The sequence below is a fragment of the Streptomyces sp. JLBG701 genome, from assembly GCF_058544905.1.
Genome location: NZ_CM178588.1, coordinates 572,159 through 591,716, shown reverse-complemented (window position 1 = coordinate 591,716; position 19,558 = coordinate 572,159). Strand labels below are relative to the sequence as shown.

Genomic DNA, 19,558 nt, shown 5'->3' with positions numbered 1-19,558 from the left:
CCGGAAGGTGTCCGACGACACACCTCGGCGACGGTCCACGGGCGGTGCCGGTGCGACATGGCGCCGCCCGTTTCGCTGCTGCGGGAGCCTCTTCCCGCTCGTTCTCAGAAGGCGTCAACTGGCCGGAAACGCACCCCAGTTGAAGGGTTCGACCCACTCCGTTCACCGGATGGCAACAGTGCGGTGAAGTGATTTGGATCACGTCAGGCTTCGGTCAGGAAACTGACCGGATGGTGTCAGTCCGCTCTGTTTGCATGTGTTTATCGAGCCCCCCCACGGCATCGCCCCGGCGCTCCACTCCTACCGGAGCCCCCACACCGAGGAGAGCAATGGCCGACACCCTCACCGGATCCGCGCCCGACGCGGCCACGCAATTGCCCCAGTTCCCGATGGCCAGGGCCACCGGATGTCCCTTCGACCCGCCGCCCGGCCTCAAGTCCGCGCAGGAGGAAGGGCCGCTCAGCAAGGTCACCCTGTGGGACGGCAACACGTACTGGCTGGTGACCCGCTACGAGGAACAGCGGTCCCTGCTCCTCGACCCGAGGGTCAGCGCCGACATCACCACGCCCGGATACCCGCTCCAGGCCCCGAACAACGGCAAGAACAGCATCAGTTTCATCCTGATGGACGACCCTGAGCACGCCCGCCTGCGGCGCATGGTGACGGCGCCCTTCGCGGTGAAGAAGGTCGAGGCACTGCGCCCCGCCGTCCAGAAGATCGTGGACGACCTGATCGACGGCATGCTCGCCGGGCCCAAGCCGGCCGACCTGGTCGAGGCGTTCGCGCTGCCCATGCCGTCGCTGGTGATCTGCACACTGCTCGGAGTGCCCTACGGCGACCACGACTTCTTCCAGGACAACAGCAAGGTCCTCATCAAGCGGGACGCCACCATGGAAGAGCGGATGGCCGCGAGCGGAAGGCTGATCGGCTACCTCGACAACCTGATGGGCGAGAAGATCGCCCACCCCGGCGACGACCTGCTGTCCGGCCTCGCCGCGAAGGTCGAGGCGGGCGAGCTGACACGGCTCGACGCGGCCCAGATGGGTGTCCTGCTGCTCATCGCCGGGCACGAGACCACCGCCAACATGATCGCGCTCGGCACGCTCGCCCTGCTGGAGAACCCCGACCAACTCGCCCTGCTGCGCGACTCGGACGACCCGAAACTGGTCGCCTCCGCCGTGGAGGAGCTGCTGCGCTACCTCAACATCGTGCACGGCGGCCGGCGTCGCGCGGTGCTGGAGGACATCGAGATCGGCGGCCAGGTCCTCAAGGCCGGAGAGGGCATCATCTGCCCCAACGACATCGCCAACCGCGACCCCGAGGCCTTCCCCGACCCGGACCGGCTGGACATCACCCGTGACGCCCGCCGCCACGTCGCCTTCGGCTTCGGTGTGCACCAGTGCCTGGGCCAGCCGCTGGCCCGCATGGAACTCCAGGTCGTCTACAGCACCCTGTACCGCCGGATCCCCACCCTGAAGGCGGCGACCGAGGTGTCGAACCTGCCGTTCAAGCACGACGCCTCCGTCTACGGCGTCTACGAACTGCCTGTCACCTGGTGATCTGACCCACCGCCACCCGAAGACGAAGACCCCGAGAAGAGCCGAGAGCAAGGAAACTGATCATGCGTGTGGAACTGGACGAGCCGAAGTGTGTCGCGTCGGGCCAGTGTGTGATGGCCTCCCCCGAGGTGTTCGACCAGCGTGAGGAGGACGGCATCGCCTTCGTCCTGGACGAGAAGCCCGCCGCGGAGTTCTACGACGACGTGCGCGAAGCCGTGGCGATCTGCCCGGCCGCGGCCATCCGACTGGTCGAGCAGTGAGGCGGATCGTCGTCGTCGGAGCCTCGGCCGCCGGACTCGCGGCGGTCGAGACACTCCGCCGGGAGGGCTACGACGGCACGCTCACCCTCGTCGGTGACGAGCCGCACGCCCCCTACGACCGGCCGCCGCTGTCCAAGCAGTTGCTGGCCGCGGAGTGGGACACCGACCGGCTGGCGCTGCGCACCCCGGCCGACCTCGGCGCCCTCGACCTCGACCTGCGCCTGGGCAACGCCGCGACCGGCCTGGACCTGACCGGCAGCGAGGTGCGGCTGGCGGACGGCTCACAGGTGTCGTACGACGGGCTGATCGTGGCCACCGGGGTGCGCCCGCGCCGGCTGCCCGGTGAGGGCGCGCACGTGCTGCGGACCGTGGACGACGCGCTGGCCCTGCGGGACCGGCTGGGGCCCGGGCAGCGGCTGGTCGTGGTCGGGGCCGGGTTCCTCGGGGCGGAGGCCGCCGCCGTGGCCTGGCGCCTCGGCTGCCAGGTCACCCTGCTCGAACCGGCTCCGGTGCCGCTCGCCCACGCGGTCGGCGAGGAGGTCGGGCAGGTGTTGTCCCGGGCCCATCTGGAGCGGGGCGTCGAACTGCGTACCGGAGTCACCGTCATCGAGGTGACCGAGGACGGGGTGCGGCTCGCCGACGGTGAGGTGGTCGAGGCCGACGAGGTGCTGGTGGCGATCGGCTCGCTGCCGAACACCGAGTGGCTCGCGGGCAGCGGACTGACGGTGGGCGACGGGGTGGTGTGCGACGCGTACTGCGAAGCCGCGCAGCACGTGTACGCCGCCGGAGACGTCGCCCGCTGGTACAACCCGCTGTTCGGGGTGTCGATGCGGATCGAGCACCGCACCAACGCCGCCGAACAGGGCATGGCCGCCGCCCGCAACCTCCTTGAACCCGGCTCCCGCAAGCCGTTCGCACCCGTGCCGTACTTCTGGTCCGACCAGTACGACATGAAGGTCCAGGCGTACGGCTATCTGCGCGGCCACGACGAAGTCCGCGTGGTGGACGGCGACTTGGCGGAGCGTCGCTTCGTGGCCGCCTACCGCACCGGTGACCGGGTGACCGGCGCCCTCGCCGTCGGCATGCCGCCCAAGGCGATCCGGCAGTGGCGCCAGGCCATCGTCGCCGAGGCGGACTGGAGCGAGACCGTTCAGAGCCACTCGCCCTCAACGGGCGCCGCAATCAAGGAGGTTGTCCAGGGCGGCGCGTCCGCCTGAGCAGCGCTCCAACAGCCGGGCCCCACGCCGGTTCACCAACCCCGCTCCACGGACTGTAGAGAGGACACGCCTTGTCCACCCCCCACACCTCTTCATCCGCCATGCCCGCGGACCCGGAGGAATTCGGGTTCGACCCGGAAGCCCTGCGCGCGAAATACCGGGCCGAGCGCGAGCGCCGGATCCGCCCCGACGGCAGCGCCCAATACCAGCGCATCGCGGGCGAGTTCGGCTACTACGCCGACGACCCGTACGCGGAGGACTCCGCATCCCTTCGCGAACCCCTAGACGACCGGGTCGAGGTGGTGGTCGTCGGAGGCGGATTCGGCGGCCTGCTCGCCGGGGCCCGGCTGCGGCAGTCCGGCATGGAGTCCATCCGCGTCATCGAGAAGGGCGCGGACTTCGGCGGCACCTGGTACTGGAACCGCTATCCCGGAATCCACTGCGACATCGAGTCGTACGTCTACATGCCGCTGCTCGAAGAGATCGACTACGTCCCGAAGTGGAAGTACGCGCCGGGAGAGGAGATCCGGCAGCACGCGCGGGCGATCGGCCGCCACTTCGACCTCTACCGCGACGCCTGCTTCCAGACCCAGGTGACCGAACTGCGCTGGGATGACGAGGAGTCGGAGTGGACCGTCCGCACCGACCGCGGCGACGTGATGAGGGCGCGGCACGTCGTGGTCTCCAGTGGCACCCTCAGCCAGCCGAAACTGCCCGGCATTCCCGGCATCGAGACGTTTCGCGGCCGCACGTTCCACACCAGCCGCTGGGACTACGCGTACACGGGCGGTGACGCCGGCGGCGGTCTGGTGGGGCTCGCCGACAAGCAGGTGGCCGTCATCGGCACCGGTGCCACAGCCATCCAGGTCGTCCCGCACGTCGGGCGCGACGCCCAGCAGACGTACGTCTTCCAGCGCACGCCGTCCTCGGTGGACGTACGCGGCCAGCGCCCCACCGATCCAGAGTGGGCCGCCTCGCTGACGCCCGGGTGGCAGCGGCGCCGCATGGACAACTTCCTCCGACTCGTCACCGGCGTCCCGGTGGAGGAGGATCTGATCAACGACGGCTGGACCAGCAGCGCCCGGCTCCAGCAGAAGCTCATCCCGAGCAACGGCTTCTCGGACATCGAGCCCGAGGAGCGGGAACGGCTGTACGAGATAGCCGACTTCCAGAAGATGAACGAGCTGCGCGCCCGCGTGGACGCCGTGATCGAGGACCCGACGACCGCCGAGGCCCTCAAGCCCTGGTACCGCTACATGTGCAAGCGGCCCACCTTCAGCGACAACTACCTCGACACCTTCAACCGGCCCAACGTCACCCTGGTGGACACGGCCGACCACGGTGGTGTCGAGCGCATCACCGAGGACTCCGTGGTGGTCGGCGGCGTCGAGTACGAGGTCGACTGCATCATCTTCGCGACCGGGTTCGACGTCGGTGTCTCGGGGATCCTCTCCGGGCAGCTCCCGGTGTACGGCCGTGGCGGAGCGGCCCTGTTGGAGACCTGGATGAACGGCGGCGGTCCGCGGACCCTGCACGGCTTCTACAGCCCCGGCTTCCCCAACCTCTACCAGCTCGGCCCGCTGCAGAACGCCAGCTCCGTCAACTTCGTCCACGTCCTCGACGAACAGGCCACCCACGTCGCCGAGGTGATCGCCGAGGCACACAAGCGCCAGGCCCTCCGGGTCGAGCCGAGCGTCGAAGCCGCGGACGCCTGGGTGGCCACGATCCGCCAGAAGGCGGCCGACCTGCACAAGTTCCACGCCGAGTGCACGCCCGGCTACTACAACAACGAGGGCCGGCCCCGGGAGCGCAGCGAGTCGTACGGTGATGGACCGGTCGCCTTCCACGAACTCCTGCGGAACTGGCGCCAGTGGGGCGGCATCAGCGACGTTCTCGTCGAGGCCGAATGAGCGACCGAGGAAGAGAAGGGGGAGCCGCGATGCGGTCAAGCCGGTTCGACGGCACGGGGAATCGGCCTGCCACGAGCGACCGCCCCGACGCGCGACGGCTCAACAGGCCCAATCGGCTGTGGGGTTCGAACGGCGTCGCGTTCGGCCCCGACGGGCGGCTGTACGTCGCACAGTTCCTGGCCGGGGAGATCAGCGCGGTCGACCCGGCCACGGGGGACGTCGACGTGGTGGTGGCGATGGACAGTCCGGTGCAGTCGCCGGACGACCTCGCCTTCGGCGCCGACGGTTCGATGTACATCGCCGACCTGGTCCCCGGCCGGGTGTGGCGCCGCAGCCCCGAGGGCGCGTACTCGCTCGTCTCCGACGAGGTGCAGGTGCCCAACGGCATCACCTGCGTCGGCGACCGGCTCTTCGTCAACGAGATGAAGATGAACGGCCGTCTGCTGGAGCTGTTCCCGGACGGCGGTGAGCCGGTGGTGCTGACCGACGGGCTGTTCCTCGGCAACGCGATGCAACTCGGCCCGGACGGCTACCTGTACTACCCGCACATGGTGACGGGCCAGGTCTGGCGGATCCCGCCCGACGGGGGCGTGCCCGAACTGGTCGCCGAGGACGTGCACGAACCGGTCGCGGTCCGTTTCGACCAGGGCGGCGTCCTGCACGTCCTCTCGCGCGGCGTGGCCGGCATCGTGACCCGTATCGACCTCCACGGCAGCGGCTCCCGCTCGCTCGTCACCAGCGGCCTCGTGGGGCTCGACAATGCGGCTTTCGACACCGAGAACCGCATGTTCGTCTCCAGCTTCGCCAGCGGCGGCATCACAGAACTGCACCCCGACGGCCGCACCCGCGAGGTCGTACCCCGTGGCCTCGACGGCCCCTACGGCGTCACCATCGACCTCGGCGGCACGGTGTACGCGGCCGACCACTACCGCCTGGCGCGCCCCGAGCCCACCGACGAGGGCGAGCCCGGTGAAGTGGCCACACAGGAACTGCTCCACTTCGTCCACGGAGTCACCGCCGACAACGGACTGCTGCATCTCACCTCGCAGTTCGGCCAGGTGCGCACCTACGACCCCGTGCACCGGACCACGCGGGAACGGGCCACGGGACTGAACCAGCCCCTCGGCATCACCGTGGGACCGAACGGCTCGCTCGTGGTCGCCGAGACCGGGGCCGGACGGGTCGTGTCCATCGATGAGAACGACATGCTCACCGTGCTCGCCGAAGGTCTCGAACACCCCGTTGACGTTGCCTTCGACGCCGATCAGCGCTGCTATGTGAGCGACGACCGGCTCGGGGCGGTGCTCCGGATCGACGACGGGAAGACCGTGCCGGTCGCGGAGGGGCTCGCGGCCCCGCAGGGCCTGGCCGTCCGCGAGGACGAACTCTTCACGGTGGAGACCGGGCACCGCAGGCTGCTGGCGATCTCCCTCACCACGGGGGAGCGCAGGGTCGAGGCCGAGGACCTGGCGGTCGGCCTGCCCCCGCGCGTCACCGGCCGCGCGGAACCCGCGCTGTTCGTGCACGGCATGCCCGGCTCACCTCGCGGGTTCGCCGGTCTCGCCGTGGGCCCCGACGGATCCCTTCTCGTCTCGGCCAACGGCGAGGGCAGCGTGGTCCGTCTGCCCCGCCAGGTGTGAAGACCGGGTGGTCTGCCCTCCCCTGACAATGAGGACAGACCACCCGGAGCGCGGTGGATCAGCCGCCGATGTCGATCCGGTTCACCAGGTCCTCACCGGCCGGGCCGGACCCGGACTTGTCGACCACGTACGCGATGCCGTCCGCCACCTCGACGTGATTCGGGTTGGCGCCGGTGGCCAGCGTCTCCTCGACCGTCCCGGCACGCGGGTCGACGACCGAGACCGTGGCCGCCGTACGACTGGCGACCAGCACACTGCCCGAGCGCGGATCGGCCGCGACGGACAGCGCGCCCGCACCCGTGGCCACGGCCTTGGTGACGGTCCCCGCGCCCAGGTCGACGACGGAGACCGTGCCGGCGGTCTGGTCGGCGGTGTAGGCCGTACGACCGTTCCTGGACAGGGCGATCGAGATCGGGCCGTCACCGGTGGGGATCAGCCGCGGGGTGTCTGACTTGCGGGAGACCTCGATGATCTGGTCGTTGGTGAGGTCGGCGGCGTACAGCGTGCCGGTCCGCTCGTTCACGGCAAGACCCGTCGGACCGGAGCCCGTGACGGTGACGCGCTTCTTCTCCTCGAAGGTCTTGGAGTCGAAGCCGACGAGGGTGCCGTCGCCGAAGCCGCTCGCCCACACCGTGTTGTGCTTCTCGTCGACGACGATCTCCCGGGCGTGCGCCACGTTCGGCAGGGTGGCCAGGTGCTCGCCGGTCTTCTGGCTGTAGACGGCCACGGAGTTGCTGCGGGTGTTCGTCGTCCAGACGGTGTTGTGCTCGTCGTCGACGGCGACGCCGTACACCGCCTCCAGAGCCCCGGTGGTCGCGTCGGTGACCGGCGGCGTGTACGTCCCCTCCACTGCCAGGGTGTCCGGGTCGACCTTCAGCAGGCTGGAGTTGGTGACCGGCGGGCGGCCCACGGCGACGGTGACCCACAGAGCGTCGTTCCGCTCGGAGTACGCCGACTGGTACAGGCCTCTCAGCAGAGGAGCCGACGTGACGGTCGAGGCCGTCGCGGCGGGGGCGTCGGCGGTCGCGGTGCCGGCCAGCGCCGGGACGCCGCAGGCGGCGAGGGCCACGGCGATCGCGGCGGTACGGCGGATATGGGGGGTGAACGCACTCATACGAATGCATCTCCTTGTTGGTTGTGCCGCACGGTGTGTGCGGCTCGGGCGAAGGGACGTGCTGGTCTGTGGGTGAGAGAGCGTCAGCTGCCCGTCTGCGACCCCGGTTCGCGGCGGCGCAGGACGAACACCGTCGTGCCGGCCGCCCCGGCGGCGCCTCCGGCGGCCGCTGCCACCGCCGACCAGACGATCGTCGGGACCGAGACGGAGCTGTCCACGGCGGCCGCCGCCACGGTGTTCGGCACCGCCGTCTCCGGAGCCGTGGTGGCCGCGCCCACCGAGGTGCCCGGCTCGGTCACGGTGAAATCGACCTTCAGCGTGGTCGGCGGGTTGGGCGCCAGGAAACGCAGCCAGTGCGCGCCGACGGACGTGCCGGCGGGGATGGTGACGTCACCCTCGTAGGTGCCGTCCGCGTCGGCCTGCCACTGGCCGAGGATGGCTTCGTCGTCGAGCTTGATGGTGACCGTCTCGCCCGCCGGGAACTTCGTCACCTTGAAGTGCAGCGTGCCTCCGGGCTCCACCTGGCTCGCGGTGATCTCGGCCTTCGCGCCCGCGTCGTTGGTGGCGCTCGCCGGGTCGCCGGACGCGGCCGGTACCGGGGTGGCGGACGAGGTGGCCGAGCTCGTGCCGGACGAGCCGGAGGAGGAGGTGGACCCGGAGGTCACGGTGAAGTCGGCCTTGAGGCTGGTCGCCGGGTTCGGGGCGAGGAAGCGCAGCCAGTGGGCGCCCTTCGTGGTGTCCGACGGGATCGTGACGCTGCCCGAGAAGGAACCGTCCGAGCCGATGCCGCCGGACCACTGCCCGATGATCTCGCCGTCGTCCAGTTTCACCGTCAGCTGCTCACCCGCCGGGAAGCCCGTCACGGTGAAGGACACCTTGCCGCCGGCCGCGACGCTGGAGCCCGCGGTGATCGTGGCGGTCGCCCCGGACGAGCTGTCGGACCCGCCGCTCGAACCACCGGAGCTGCTCCCGCCCGTACTGCTGCCACCGGAACTGCCGCCGCTGCTACCGCCCGAGCTCGTGCCGCCGTCGCTGCTCCCACCCGTGTTGCCGCTGTCGGACGAGGTGACGGTGATGTCGGCCTTGAGGCTGGTCGCCGGGTTGGGGGCCAGGAACCGCAGCCAGTGCGCCCCCGCAGAGGTGGAGGACGGGATGGTCACCGTCCCCGAGAAGGTGCCGTCCGCACCCACGGCGTCCGGCCACTGCTTGAGGATCTCGCTGTCGTCGAGCTTGACCGTGACTGTCTGGCCCTCGACGAAGCCGGAGAGGGCGAAGGAGACCGTGTCGCCCGCCTCGACCGTGCTGCCGTTGGTGAGCTTCACCTTGGGGTCGGCCGTGGGGGTGGGCGTGGCGGTGGCCGTCGCGGTCGCGGTGGGGGTCGGCGTCGGCGTGGGAGTCGGCGTGGGAGTCGGAGACTCGCTCTCGCCCGTCACGGTCAGGTTCTCGCTCTTGACGCTCGTCGACGGGGCCAGGAACCGAAGCCAGTGCTCGCCGCCGACCGTCGCGTCGGCCGGGATCGTCACTGCCCCCGAGACGCTGCCGTCGTCGCCGATCGTGAACTGCTTCAGCAGCGTCTTGTCGTCGAACTTGACGCTCAGGGTCCCCCCGGCCGGAAACCCGGTCACGGCGAATGGCACCTCGCCGCCGGCCTGCACCGAGGTCGTGCCCAGCGTGACCGTGGGCGTCGCCGCGTCGGCCGCGAGCGCCACCCGGTCGGTGGTGTACGTGGCGCCGGAGCCGACGACCACGGCGACGAAGGGCGCGGAAAGAGCGCCGAGACCCAGGGTCACCCCGGTGGTCAGCGCGACCATGCGGCTGAGCTTGGCCCGGCTGGGACGCCGCTGCGGCGTCGGTGTGGAGGACGGTCTGTCAGAGGTCATGGTGACTGCTCCTGGCAACTGAGAAAGGCAAAGGGGACGAGAGAGAAGGGCAAGACCAGGGGAAGTTAGGCTTGCCTAATCGAAAGAAGTGCCTAGTCATCCGGAGTCCGTCCACATGACCGTGTCCGCGCCACCCGAGGGCGCCCCGCACCATCCGCCGCGACTGGCACGCCCCGACGCGGTACCCCGGCTCACGGAACCGGCCCGCCCGCTGCCGGCCCCTGACGACGAGGCGGAGTTCTGGGCCGGAGTGCGGCACGGCGGCACACCGCTGGTCGGTCCCGACCCCCTGGGCAGCACCGACCACCTGGCGGTGACCTTCCTGTGGCAAGGCGCACCGACCACCCGCGCCGTCCAGGTCCTGCCCAACAAGCTCGGCGACCCGCGCGTCCCCGAGGGCAACCTGATGGAGCGCCTGCCCGGCACGGACGTATGGCACTGGACGCTCCGCCTGCGCCACGACTGGCGTGGCACGTACGAGCTCTACGTCGACGAGGGTGACGGTCCGGATCCGGGCACGCCCGGCTACTGGCAGTGGCTGCGCACCCAGCGCCGCCCCGACCCCTTCAACGCCCGTGCGCTGCCCCGCCGTTGGGGCGGTGAGCCCGTTCCCTACGCCGAACTCCCGGCCGCCCCGCGTGCGGTGGACTGGGAGCCGAGGCCCGGCGTCGAGCGGGGCGCGGTCGCCGAGCATGTGGTGACGAGCGCGCACCTCGGCAACAGTCGCCGCGTCTGGCTGTACCAACCACCCGTCCGCGCACGGGAGTTGGCGGATCTGCCGGTCCTGGTTCTGCTCGACGGCGAACACTGGCAGCCGCGGCTCGGCCTCTCGAACCTGCTCGACAACCTCATCGCCGACGGCCGTATCCCGCCGCTCGCCGCGGTCCTGCCGGAGTCCGTGGACGCCGACACCCGCTGGGCGGAACTGACCTGCCGCCCCGAATTCGTCGCCTTCCTCGCTGAGGAACTGCTGCCGTGGGCGGCCGGGCGACTGCCCCTCACGGACGATCCCGCGCGCACGGTCGTGGCCGGGCAGAGCCTCGGCGGGCTCACCGCCGCCTACGCCGCACTCGCCGCTCCGCACCGCTTCGGCAACGTCCTCGTCCAGTCGGGCTCGTTCTGGTGGCCCGTCGGCCCGGACGAGGAGTGGCTCACCCGCCGCGTCGCCGAGACGCCACGACTGCCGGTGCGCTTCCGGCTCTCCTTCGGCGAGCAGGAATGGGTGGCCCTGCCCGCGGCCCGCCGGCTGCGCGACGCCCTGGCCGTCGGCGGTCACGACGCCTCGTACGGGGAGTTCAACGGCGGCCACGACTACCTCTGTTGGCGTACGGAGCTGGCCGACGGACTGGTCGAACTCCTGGGCCGCTGACCGCGGCCTGGTCCCGGACCACGCAGGCGGCGGTCCAGCCCGCGGGGACGTCGACGTCGACGACCCGCCACCCCGGCAGTCCGGTCGGACGGCGGCAGGCCCCCAGATACACGCCCCGCAGGGCCTCGCCGGAGAGGCCCTCGCCGGTCGCCTTGAGATAGGCCTCCTTGCGGGTCCAGCAGCGGGCGAAGGCACCGGGGCGCGAAGTCGGCGAGGTCCGTGCCAACTCCGTTCGCTCGGTGGGGTGCAGGGACCGGGCCGCGTCGGCGACCAGGCGCGGCTCGGGGACGCGCTCGACGTCGACGCCCAGCGGCCGGGTGGCGAGACCCAGCAGGGCCAGCCCGCCCGTGTGGGACAAGGAGAAGTGCACGCCCGAACCGGAGGGCCCCGCGACGGCCGGGCGACCGTGCGGGCCACCACAGCCCACGCAGGCCAGCCGCGTGAGTTCGACCGACTCGGCCGCCAACCCCAGGTACTCGCCCAGCACTTGACGCAGCGCGCAGTGCGCGGCGACGTACAGCGCGCGCTCGGCCGGCCGCCGCAGCGCCGCCGCACAGCGACGCTCACGCTCGTCCAGCACGGACACGTCGAGCGGGGTGCCCGCCGCCGGGGACCGTACGACCCACAGCCGCGGGCCCTGCGCGAGCTCCTCCGGGCGCAGCCGTGGCCGGGCGTGCGACCACGGTCGTACCGCCAAAGCCGTGGTCATCCCCGCGTCGCCTCCACCCGCTGGGCGCACGCCTCGTGCGGGGCCGGGCCGAACGACGTGTCCCAGCCGGCCGGCACGGCACACCAGACCGGCCAAAGCGACTGCTGCCCACGGGGGTTCACCAGCACGAGATGGGTGTCCTGGTTCCTGGACCCGGCATCGAAGGGGCCGGATGCGGCGGTCATGCGTCGAGCTCCTTCAGACGGGCGGCCAGAACCGTGGTGATGTCGTCCAGGTGGCGGTCCCGCATCAACTGCGGATGGGTGCAGTCGAGGTCGTGGTTGACGATCGCGCCGCTCACATGCGGCCGCCACGCCTCGCGGGTCAGCCAGTCCTCGGCGCGCGGGGCGGCGGCCGTGAAGAACAGCAAGTCGCCCTCGTACGCTCGGTGTTGGTGCTCGCGCATCATGCGTGCGTGGTTGGGCACGATGTCGACGATCTGCGTCAGGGTGTGGTCGGTCAGCCCGGCGAGGGGGCTGCCCGCGCGGCGCAGCGTGGCCAGGACGTCGTCCCGGGTGCGCTCGTCCGTGCGGTCGAAGCCCGCCATCCGCAGTACGGCGGTGAGCGCGTCGCCCTCCTCGGGTGCGGGCCGTTCCCGCCACTGCTCGGCCGGGAACGCGTCGAGCAGCGCCAGGAGTTCGACCTCCTGACCGGCCTCCTGGAGCAGCACGGCCACGGTGTGCGCGAGGACCCCGCCGACAGACCAGCCCAGCAGCCGGTACGGCCCCTGCGGCTGGACCTCCCGGATCCGCTCGACGTAGTCGACCGCCTCCTCCTCCAAGGTGCGCGGCAGCGGCTCGTCGCGGACCAGACCGCGTGCCTGCACGGCGTACACGGGCTGCCCCGGACCCAGGCGGGCGGACAGCCCGGCGTAGCACCAGCCGATCCCGCCCGCCGGGTGGATCGCGAACAGCGGCGGCCGGTCTCCCTCGGCACGCAGCGGCAGTACGACGTCCAGCGCGTCCTCGGCGGCCGGTCCGGCGTCGTCGACGCGGGCGGCGAGCGCGGCGGGGGTCGGCGCCTCGAAGAGCGAGCCGATCGTCAACTCGGCGCCCAGCTCCTCCCGGGCGCGCGACACCAGCCGCACCGCGAGCAGCGAGGTGCCGCCCAGGTCGAAGAACGCGTCGTCGGGGCCGACCCGTTCGACGCCGAGCACCTCGGCGAACAGCCGCGTCAGCGCCTCCTCGCGCGGACCCGACGGCAGCCGTGTACCCGCGCCCCCGGCGAAGACCAGGGCCGGCAACTCGCGGCGCTCCAGCTTGCCGTTGGGGCTCAGTGGGAACGCGTCGAGCGCGACGACCGCCGCCGGCACCATGTGCTCCGGCAACTCGCGCGACAGCGCGGCCCGTACGGCGGCGGGGTCGGCGGTGCCGGTGACGTAGCCGACGAGCCGGTCCTCGCGGACCAGTGCGCAGGCGCCGTCGACATCCGGCTGCGCCGCCAACGCGGCCTCGATCTCGCCGAGTTCGATGCGCTGCCCGCGCAGCTTCACCTGGTGGTCGGTGCGTCCGAGGTACTCGACCTCGCCGTCCTCGCTCCAGCGCGCCAGATCGCCCGTGCGGTACATGCGGCTGCCCGCCGGGCCGAACGGGTCGGCGACGAACCGGGATGCCGTCAACTCCCCACGGCCCAGGTAGCCGTCCGCCAACTGCCGTCCCGCCAAGTACAGTTCGCCCGGCACGCGCGGCGGGCAGGGCTGGAGCGCCGCGTCCAGCACGTACAGGCGGGTGTTCCACACCGGTCGGCCGATCGGCACCGGCCCCGAGTCCCCCTCGGCGCAGGCGTGGTAGGTGACGTCGACGGCGGCCTCGGTCGGCCCGTACAGGTTGTGCAGCTCGACATCCGGCAGCGTCCGCAGGAAGACGTTCGAGGTCTCGCGGGGCAGGGCCTCGCCGCTGCAGAACACCCGGCGCAGGCCGGTGCACTCGGCGGCCTGCGCCTCGGCCAGGAAGACCTGGAGCATCGACGGCACGAAGTGGCAGGTGGTGACGGCCTGTTCACGGATCAACCGGGCCAGGTAGACGGGATCCTTGTGACCGCCCGGGTCGGCGACCACGAGCGTCGCGCCCTGGCGCAGCGGCCAGAAGAACTCCCACACGGACACGTCGAACGACGACGGCGTCTTCTGCAGCACCCGGTCCTCGGCGGTGAGCCCGTACTTGTGCTGCATCCAGCGCAGCCGGTTGTCGATCGCCCCGTGCGACACCACGACGCCCTTGGGCTTTCCGGTGGAACCGGAGGTGTAGATGACGTACGCGGGATGGTCCGGGGTGAGCGCCCGCGCCGGGTTCACCCACGGGTACGCGGACACGTCGAGCCCGTCCAGGACGACGAGCGGAGTGCCGGTGCCGTCCGGGAGGCGGCCCGCGCGGTCGGTGACGGCGCACACCGGTGCCGCGTCCTGGAGCATGTACGTCAGGCGCTGCTCCGGATAGTCCGGGTCCAGCGGCAGATAAGCGGCCCCCGACTTCAGCACGGCGAGCAGCGCGACGATCAGCTCCACCGAGCGCGGCACCGACACCGCCACGACCTCACCCGGCCCGGCGCCGAGGGACTGGAGATGCCGGGCCAGCCGGTTGGCGCGGGCGTTGAGCTCCGCGTAGGTCAGCTCGGTGGCGCCGTGGATCACGGCGGTCGCGCCCGGGGCGTGCGCGGCCCTCGACTCGATGGGGCCGATCAGGGTGGTCTGCGGCAGCCTGCGTTCCGTGCGGTTGAACTCGTCGAGGACCAGGGCCTGTTCGGCCTCGGTCGCGATGGTGTGGACGGCGAGCGGCAGTTGGGGGTCGGTGTCGGCGAGCCGGTGCAGCAGGTTCAGGAACCGGTCCTGGTGGGCGGCGAGTTCACCGTCCGTGTAGAGGGCCGGGTTGCCGTCGTGGTCGATGCGCAGGCCGCGGCCGTCGGCGCGGTCGTAGATGTTGACGGTCAGGTCGTCGACCGGGCCTGCCGACAGGTTCCGGGCCCGGGCGGGCGCGCCCGCGAAGTCGACGCCGTAGTCGAAGGGCATGACGTTGACGAGCGGGCCCACCAGGCCCCGGTTCTCGCCCAGCAGTCCCAGGTCGCGCCGGATGTCCTCGTAGCGGTAGCGCTGGTGGCGGCGCACCTCCCGGATGCCGAGCACGACCTGGCGCACCAGCTCGGCGAAGGTCGCGTCGGGGGAGACTGCCAGCCTCAGCGGCAGCACGTTCATGACCATGCCTGGCACGCGCAGGGCCACCGAGCCCATGCGGCCCATCATGGGCAGGCCGAGCACGACGTCCTGACGGGCGGTGGCGCGGGCGGTGTAGAGGGCCTGGGCGGCGATCAGGACGTCGGGCCAGGTCGCGCGGAGCCGGGCGGCGAGTTCCCGCACGGTCTGTGTCGTCTCAGGCGACAGATACGTCGTACGGCGGCCGAAGGTGCGGGAGGGCAGCGCGCCGCGGCCCGCGAGCCGGGGGGCCTCCGGGCGGTCCCCGAACGCCTGAGTCCAGTGGGCGCGGTCGGCCGCGAAGGCGTCCGAGGCGCGGTAGGCGCTGTCGTCGGCGATGAGGTCGGCGAGGGCGCCGAAGGTGCGCGGAACGGGATTCTCGCCGCGCGCGAGCGCCGTGTAGACCTCGGCGGTGCGGCGGACGAGGAGTGAGTAGCCGTAGCCGTCGATGACGAGGTGGTGGATGCGCTGGTACCACAGCCAGCTCTCCTCACCGACCCGGAACAGGGCGTGGGCGAACAGCGGGCCGGCCGCCAGGTCGCATGGCGCCGCGAGGTCGGCGCACATCCACGCGGCGGCCTGCTCCTCGGCGTCGTCCGTGCCGCGCAGGTCCCGCACGGTCAGCGGCAACTCGACGTCGGCGCACACGTGTTGGCGCGGGCCGTCCGCGGTGTCCTCGACGCGGACGCGCAACGAGTCGGTCTCGGCGACGACCTGCCGCAGAGCCGCCGCGAAGACATCCGGGTCGAGCGGGCCGTCGATCTCCAGGCACTCCGCGGTGTTCTGGGCGGGGCTGAGCGGGTCCAGGGCCTGGGCGAACCACATGCCCGACTGGGCGGCCGTGAGCGGAAGTACGGTGTCCGGTGCGAGCGTCGTGGTGGTCACGCGACCCCCAGCAGCGGTGCCCAGGCCTCGATGGCGGGCTGCTCGGCGAGGTCCGCGAAGTCGGCCCTGACGTCGTGGTCGCGGCGCCAGCGCTCCAGGAGCGCCATGATGCGGACCGAGTCGAGGCCGAAGTCGACGAGGTTCTCGTCGACGGGTATGTCCGCCGGGTCCTCGCCGAGGCAGTCGGCGACGTCGGTGCGGATCTGGTCCAGGGTGAGGGCCATGCGGCTCAGGCCTCCTCGAAGGGCGCGCCGGTGAACAGCGCGTCGGTGGTGGTCACGACCGCGCAGCGGCCGGCGGCCCAGCGCAGGGCCATGTCGTGGTCGTCGCGGGAGAAGTCGGCCACGGCGTCGGCGACGACGAACGCCTGGATGTCCCGCATCCACGCGTCACAGGCGCTCATCAGCACGCCGATGTGCGCGTACACGCCGACGATGACCAGCTGGTCGCGTTCCTCGTCGCGCAGCAGCTCCTCCAGCTCGGTGCGCACGAACGCGCTGTACTTCCACTTCGTGAGAACCGTGTCCCCGGGCTCGGGAGCCACGCTCTCGGGTACGGCGAGGACCTTCGGATCGTCGGCGACGCCCGGTCCCCAGAAGTCGAGCTGGAGCCCCCGCTCCTCGGGTGTCTGTCCGCCGCGCTGGGCCGAGTAGACGACCGGGACACCGAGGCGGCGGCAGTCGTTGAGCAGGCGGGCGGTGTTGTCGAGCATGCCGGTCAGCGGCTGTTCGCCGTCCGGGAACGCGGAGAGGAAGTGGTGCTGGAGGTCGTGCACGAGAAGAACGGCGCGCGCCGGATCCACGGTCCAGGAGACCCGGTTGGCGGGCAGCTCGTCCCCGGCCGGGAGCGGATAGGGGGCGATGGCGGGAAGTGCCATGGGAGTGGGGAAACCTTTCAGTGCTGCTCGGTGTCAGTGCGTTGGGAGGTCCGCGCGTGGGGGTGCGCGTTTGGGGTCAGTGCTGTTCGGCGGTGGAGCGGAGCTGCTTCTTGCTGACCTTGCCGACGCCGGTCTGGGGGAAGGCGTCGACGAACTCGACGAGGTCGGGGACCTTGTAGGCGGCGATGCCGCGCTCGCGGACGAACCGCTTCACCGCGACCGGCTTCAGCGGCTCGGCGCCGGCGCGCAGGACGACGTAGGCGAGGGAGCGTTCGCCGAGGTACTCGTCGGGGACGGCGACGACGGAGACGTCGTGCACGGACGGGTGGGCGAGAATGATGTTCTCGATCTCCTCCGGGGCGATCTTCTCGCCGCCCCGGTTGATCTGGTCCTTGGCCCGGCCCTCGACGACGAGATGTCCGCTCGCCGTGCGGCGGACGATGTCGCCCGTGCGGTAGAAGCCGTCCTCGGTGAAGGATCTGGCGTTGTGCTCGGGAGCACGCCAGTAGCCGCGGATCGTGTACGGGCCGCGGGTCAGCAGATGCCCGAACTCGCCGTCGGGAACATCGTTTCCGGCGTCGTCGACGATGCGGACCTCGTCGTCCCGGGAGATCGGCCGGCCCTGCGTGGTGACCACGGTCTCGTGGTCGTCGTCGAGCCGCGTGTAGTTGACGAGCCCCTCGGCCATGCCGAAGACCTGCATCAGCCGGCAGCCCAGGGCGGGCTCCAGACGCCGCGCCGCCTCCGCGCTGTACTTGGCGCCACCGACAAGCATCAACTCCAGGCTCGACAGGTCGTGTTCGGCGTTCGATGCGGCCTCTGTCCACACCAGCGCGAGCGGCGGGACCAGGCCCGTCATGGTGATCCGTTCCCGCTCGACGAGCGGGAACGCCGTCGCCGGGTCGGGCCTCGGGCACAGGACGCTCGTGCCGCCGGCGTAGAGCACGCCCAGCCAACCGGGCGAGCTCATCGGGAAGTTGTGCGCGGCCGGCAGCGCGACGAGGAAGCGGGTGTCCGCGTCGACGCCGCAGATCTCGTTGGAGCCCCACAGCGAGTACAGGTAGTCGTCGTGGGTGCGCGGAATGAGCTTCGGCACGCCCGTGGTCCCGCCGGACAACTGGAGGAACGCCAACTCGTGCGGCTCGGGACCGTCGATCGGCTCAGCCGGTTCGATCGGAACCTCGGACAGCGCGGTGTGCTCACCGGGGTCGCCGACGACGAAGACATGCTTCAGACTCGGCGTCTGCTTGCGCACCTGGGCCGCGAGGTCACGGTGGTCGAAGCCGGCGTGCCGGTCGGGGATGACGTACGCGACGGCCTCGGCGAAGGAGCAGAAGTAGCCGATCTCCGTGTCCCGGTGCGCGGGCAACGCGTACACGGGCAGCGCGCCGATCCGGAACAGGGCGAAGACCACCTCGACGAACTCGCCGACGTTCGGCAGCTGTACGACGACCCGGTCGCCCTTGGAGATCCCGTGTGCGGCGAACCCGGCGGCCAGCCGGTCGGCGCGCTCGTCGAGCTCCCGGTACGTCCAGGTGCGCCGCTCGGGCGCCGGGTCGACGAGCGCGATCCGGTCCGGGTGGGCGGCCGCACGCTCACGCAGCACTCCGCCAAACGTTTCTCCACGCCAGTAGCCCGCCGCGCGATAGCGCTCGGCGAACTCGGCGGGCCAGGTCGGCGCGTCGATTCCTGGGGTGGTGGCGAGAGGGTTCACAGCGATGCCCCCACGGCGTGCAGGAAGGTGCGGAACTTGGCGGCGGTCTCCGCGGTCTCGGCCTCCGGCGACGACGCGGCCACTACACCGGCCCCCGCGAACAGCCGCAGCGAACGCCCCTCGGCCTCGGCACAGCGGATCGTCACGACCCACTCGCCGTCGCCGTCCGCGTTCTGCCAGCCGACCATGCCGGTATAGGGGCCGCGGTCGAAGGGCTCCGACTCGGCGATCACGGCCCGCGCCACCTCGGTCGGCGTGCCGCACACCGCGGGCGTGGGGTGCAGCGCGGACGCCAGCGTCAGCGCGCAGGTCTCCGGGACGGCGAGCTCCCCGGTGACCGTGGTCGACAGATGCCACATGGCGGCGGTCCGCACGAGAGTGGGCCGCTCGGGAACCTGAAGCCGCGTGCAGTACGGCGCGAGCGCCTCGCGTACGGCGGCCACGACGACGGCGTGCTCGTGCAGGTCCTTCGGGGACTCCAGGAGCGCGACCGCCCGGCGTACGTCCTCGGCCAGGTCGCCGCTGCGTGGCGCGGATCCCGCGAGGGGGTTGGCCGTGAGGCGTCCGCCCGTGCGGGAGACGAGGAGTTCGGGGCTGGCACCGACGAGGGTACGGCCGGGGCCGCTCGGCACGGCGAAGGTGTAGCCGGCCGGGTCGCGGCGGGCCAGCCGGCGCAGCATGGCGGGCAGGTCGGGCTCGTGCCGGGAGGTGAGCTCCAGGGTGCGGGCGAGAACGACCTTGTCGAACTCCCCGGCCCGCATCCGCGCGACGGCGGCGGCGACCGCATCGCCGTACCGCTCCGGCGCCGGAACCTCCTTCACCTGCCAGTCGGTGCGGCCCTCGGCGTGGGGCACGTCCAGCGCGATGAGCGGGTCCTCGCGCAGCGGCGCCGCCCAGTGCACCGCCTCCGGGACGGCGAGGGCGGGCGGGGCGTCAGGGGCGAAGGGGAGCGAGCCCACGACGACCGGCGCCGGGTCGCCCGCGCTCCGCCGTGCCGCCAGGACCTCGCGTACGCGCTGGGTCAACGGGCGTGTGTCGTGGGGTATTTCGGCGGCGGTGCCGCAGCCGAGCAGGGTGCGGTGGGGGGTGGCGAGGAAGCGGTCCGTCGTCGGGTCGTAGGCCTCCAGCAGGGCGGTCGCCGAGCCGGGGGAGGTGAGGGCGGGGGTCTCGCTCACGTAGGCAGACATGTTTGTCTCCAGTGGGGGACGGCACGAGCCGTTCGCAGGGGCGGGTGGCCGGT

15 protein-coding genes are annotated in these 19,558 nt (G+C 71.7%); 6 read left to right on the top strand and 9 right to left on the bottom strand.

Annotated features, from left to right (window positions below):
• The first annotated feature begins 329 nt into the window (after positions 1-329).
• The 5 genes from AC5DRG_RS02770 (at position 330) to AC5DRG_RS02750 (ending at position 6,586) form a co-directional block, all read left to right on the top strand.
• Positions 330-1,559, top strand: a complete 1,230-nt coding sequence (locus AC5DRG_RS02770; RefSeq protein ID WP_491807767.1) for a cytochrome P450 — start codon at positions 330-332, stop codon at positions 1,557-1,559.
• Positions 1,560-1,621: 62 nt separating this feature from the next.
• Positions 1,622-1,819 carry a ferredoxin gene (locus AC5DRG_RS02765; RefSeq protein ID WP_491807765.1) on the top strand — a complete coding sequence of 66 codons (198 nt, stop codon included), beginning with the start codon at positions 1,622-1,624 and terminating at the stop codon, positions 1,817-1,819.
• Positions 1,816-3,036, top strand: coding sequence for an NAD(P)/FAD-dependent oxidoreductase (locus tag AC5DRG_RS02760; protein ID WP_491807763.1), 1,221 nt, complete (start codon positions 1,816-1,818; stop codon positions 3,034-3,036). The genes AC5DRG_RS02765 and AC5DRG_RS02760 overlap by 4 nt, the downstream gene beginning before the upstream one ends.
• 71 nt (positions 3,037-3,107) lie before the next feature.
• Positions 3,108-4,946 carry a flavin-containing monooxygenase gene (locus AC5DRG_RS02755; protein ID WP_491807761.1) on the top strand — a complete coding sequence of 613 codons (1,839 nt, stop codon included), beginning with the start codon at positions 3,108-3,110 and terminating at the stop codon, positions 4,944-4,946.
• Between the two features lie 29 nt (positions 4,947-4,975).
• Complete coding sequence (locus AC5DRG_RS02750; protein WP_491807760.1) at positions 4,976-6,586, top strand: hypothetical protein; 1,611 nt, start codon at positions 4,976-4,978, stop codon at positions 6,584-6,586.
• 58 nt (positions 6,587-6,644) lie between these two features.
• Here AC5DRG_RS02750 and AC5DRG_RS02745 read toward each other — a convergent pair whose 3' ends face one another.
• Both AC5DRG_RS02745 and AC5DRG_RS02740 read right to left on the bottom strand, forming a co-directional pair.
• Complete coding sequence (locus AC5DRG_RS02745) at positions 6,645-7,700, bottom strand: YncE family protein (RefSeq protein ID WP_491807758.1); 1,056 nt, start codon at positions 7,698-7,700, stop codon at positions 6,645-6,647.
• 83 nt (positions 7,701-7,783) lie between these two features.
• Entirely contained in the window at positions 7,784-9,580 is a 1,797-nt protein-coding gene (locus tag AC5DRG_RS02740; RefSeq protein WP_491807756.1) for a hypothetical protein, read from the bottom strand.
• A 115-nt stretch (positions 9,581-9,695) separates the two neighbouring features.
• Between AC5DRG_RS02740 and fes the strand changes: the two genes are divergently transcribed.
• Entirely contained in the window at positions 9,696-10,949 is a 1,254-nt protein-coding gene (fes, locus tag AC5DRG_RS02735) for an enterochelin esterase (RefSeq protein WP_491807755.1), read from the top strand.
• On the opposite strand, the gene AC5DRG_RS02730 is transcribed toward fes, so the two are convergent.
• The 7 genes from AC5DRG_RS02730 to AC5DRG_RS02700 form a co-directional block, all read right to left on the bottom strand.
• Positions 10,876-11,658: a 4'-phosphopantetheinyl transferase family protein gene (locus AC5DRG_RS02730; protein WP_491807754.1), complete on the bottom strand. Its 783-nt coding sequence runs from the start codon at positions 11,656-11,658 to the stop codon at positions 10,876-10,878. The two genes, fes and AC5DRG_RS02730, sit on opposite strands and share 74 nt — an antisense overlap.
• Positions 11,655-11,843, bottom strand: coding sequence for an MbtH family NRPS accessory protein (locus tag AC5DRG_RS02725; protein ID WP_491807752.1), 189 nt, complete (start codon positions 11,841-11,843; stop codon positions 11,655-11,657). The genes AC5DRG_RS02730 and AC5DRG_RS02725 overlap by 4 nt, the downstream gene beginning before the upstream one ends.
• Positions 11,840-15,727 (bottom strand): amino acid adenylation domain-containing protein, encoded by a 3,888-nt coding sequence (locus AC5DRG_RS02720; protein ID WP_491807750.1) that lies wholly within the window; start codon positions 15,725-15,727, stop codon positions 11,840-11,842. Before AC5DRG_RS02720 ends, AC5DRG_RS02725 begins: the two co-directional genes overlap by 4 nt.
• Positions 15,724-15,951, bottom strand: a complete 228-nt coding sequence (locus AC5DRG_RS02715) for a phosphopantetheine-binding protein (protein ID WP_491807748.1) — start codon at positions 15,949-15,951, stop codon at positions 15,724-15,726. Before AC5DRG_RS02715 ends, AC5DRG_RS02720 begins: the two co-directional genes overlap by 4 nt.
• A 5-nt stretch (positions 15,952-15,956) precedes the next feature.
• On the bottom strand, positions 15,957-16,604 hold the full coding sequence (locus AC5DRG_RS02710) for an isochorismatase family protein (RefSeq protein ID WP_491807747.1): 648 nt from the start codon (positions 16,602-16,604) through the stop codon (positions 15,957-15,959).
• 76 nt (positions 16,605-16,680) lie between these two features.
• Positions 16,681-18,318 (bottom strand): (2,3-dihydroxybenzoyl)adenylate synthase, encoded by a 1,638-nt coding sequence (locus AC5DRG_RS02705; protein ID WP_491807746.1) that lies wholly within the window; start codon positions 18,316-18,318, stop codon positions 16,681-16,683.
• Positions 18,315-19,505, bottom strand: a complete 1,191-nt coding sequence (locus tag AC5DRG_RS02700) for an isochorismate synthase (protein WP_491807745.1) — start codon at positions 19,503-19,505, stop codon at positions 18,315-18,317. The genes AC5DRG_RS02705 and AC5DRG_RS02700 overlap by 4 nt, the downstream gene beginning before the upstream one ends.
• Positions 19,506-19,558: the final 53 nt, after the last annotated feature.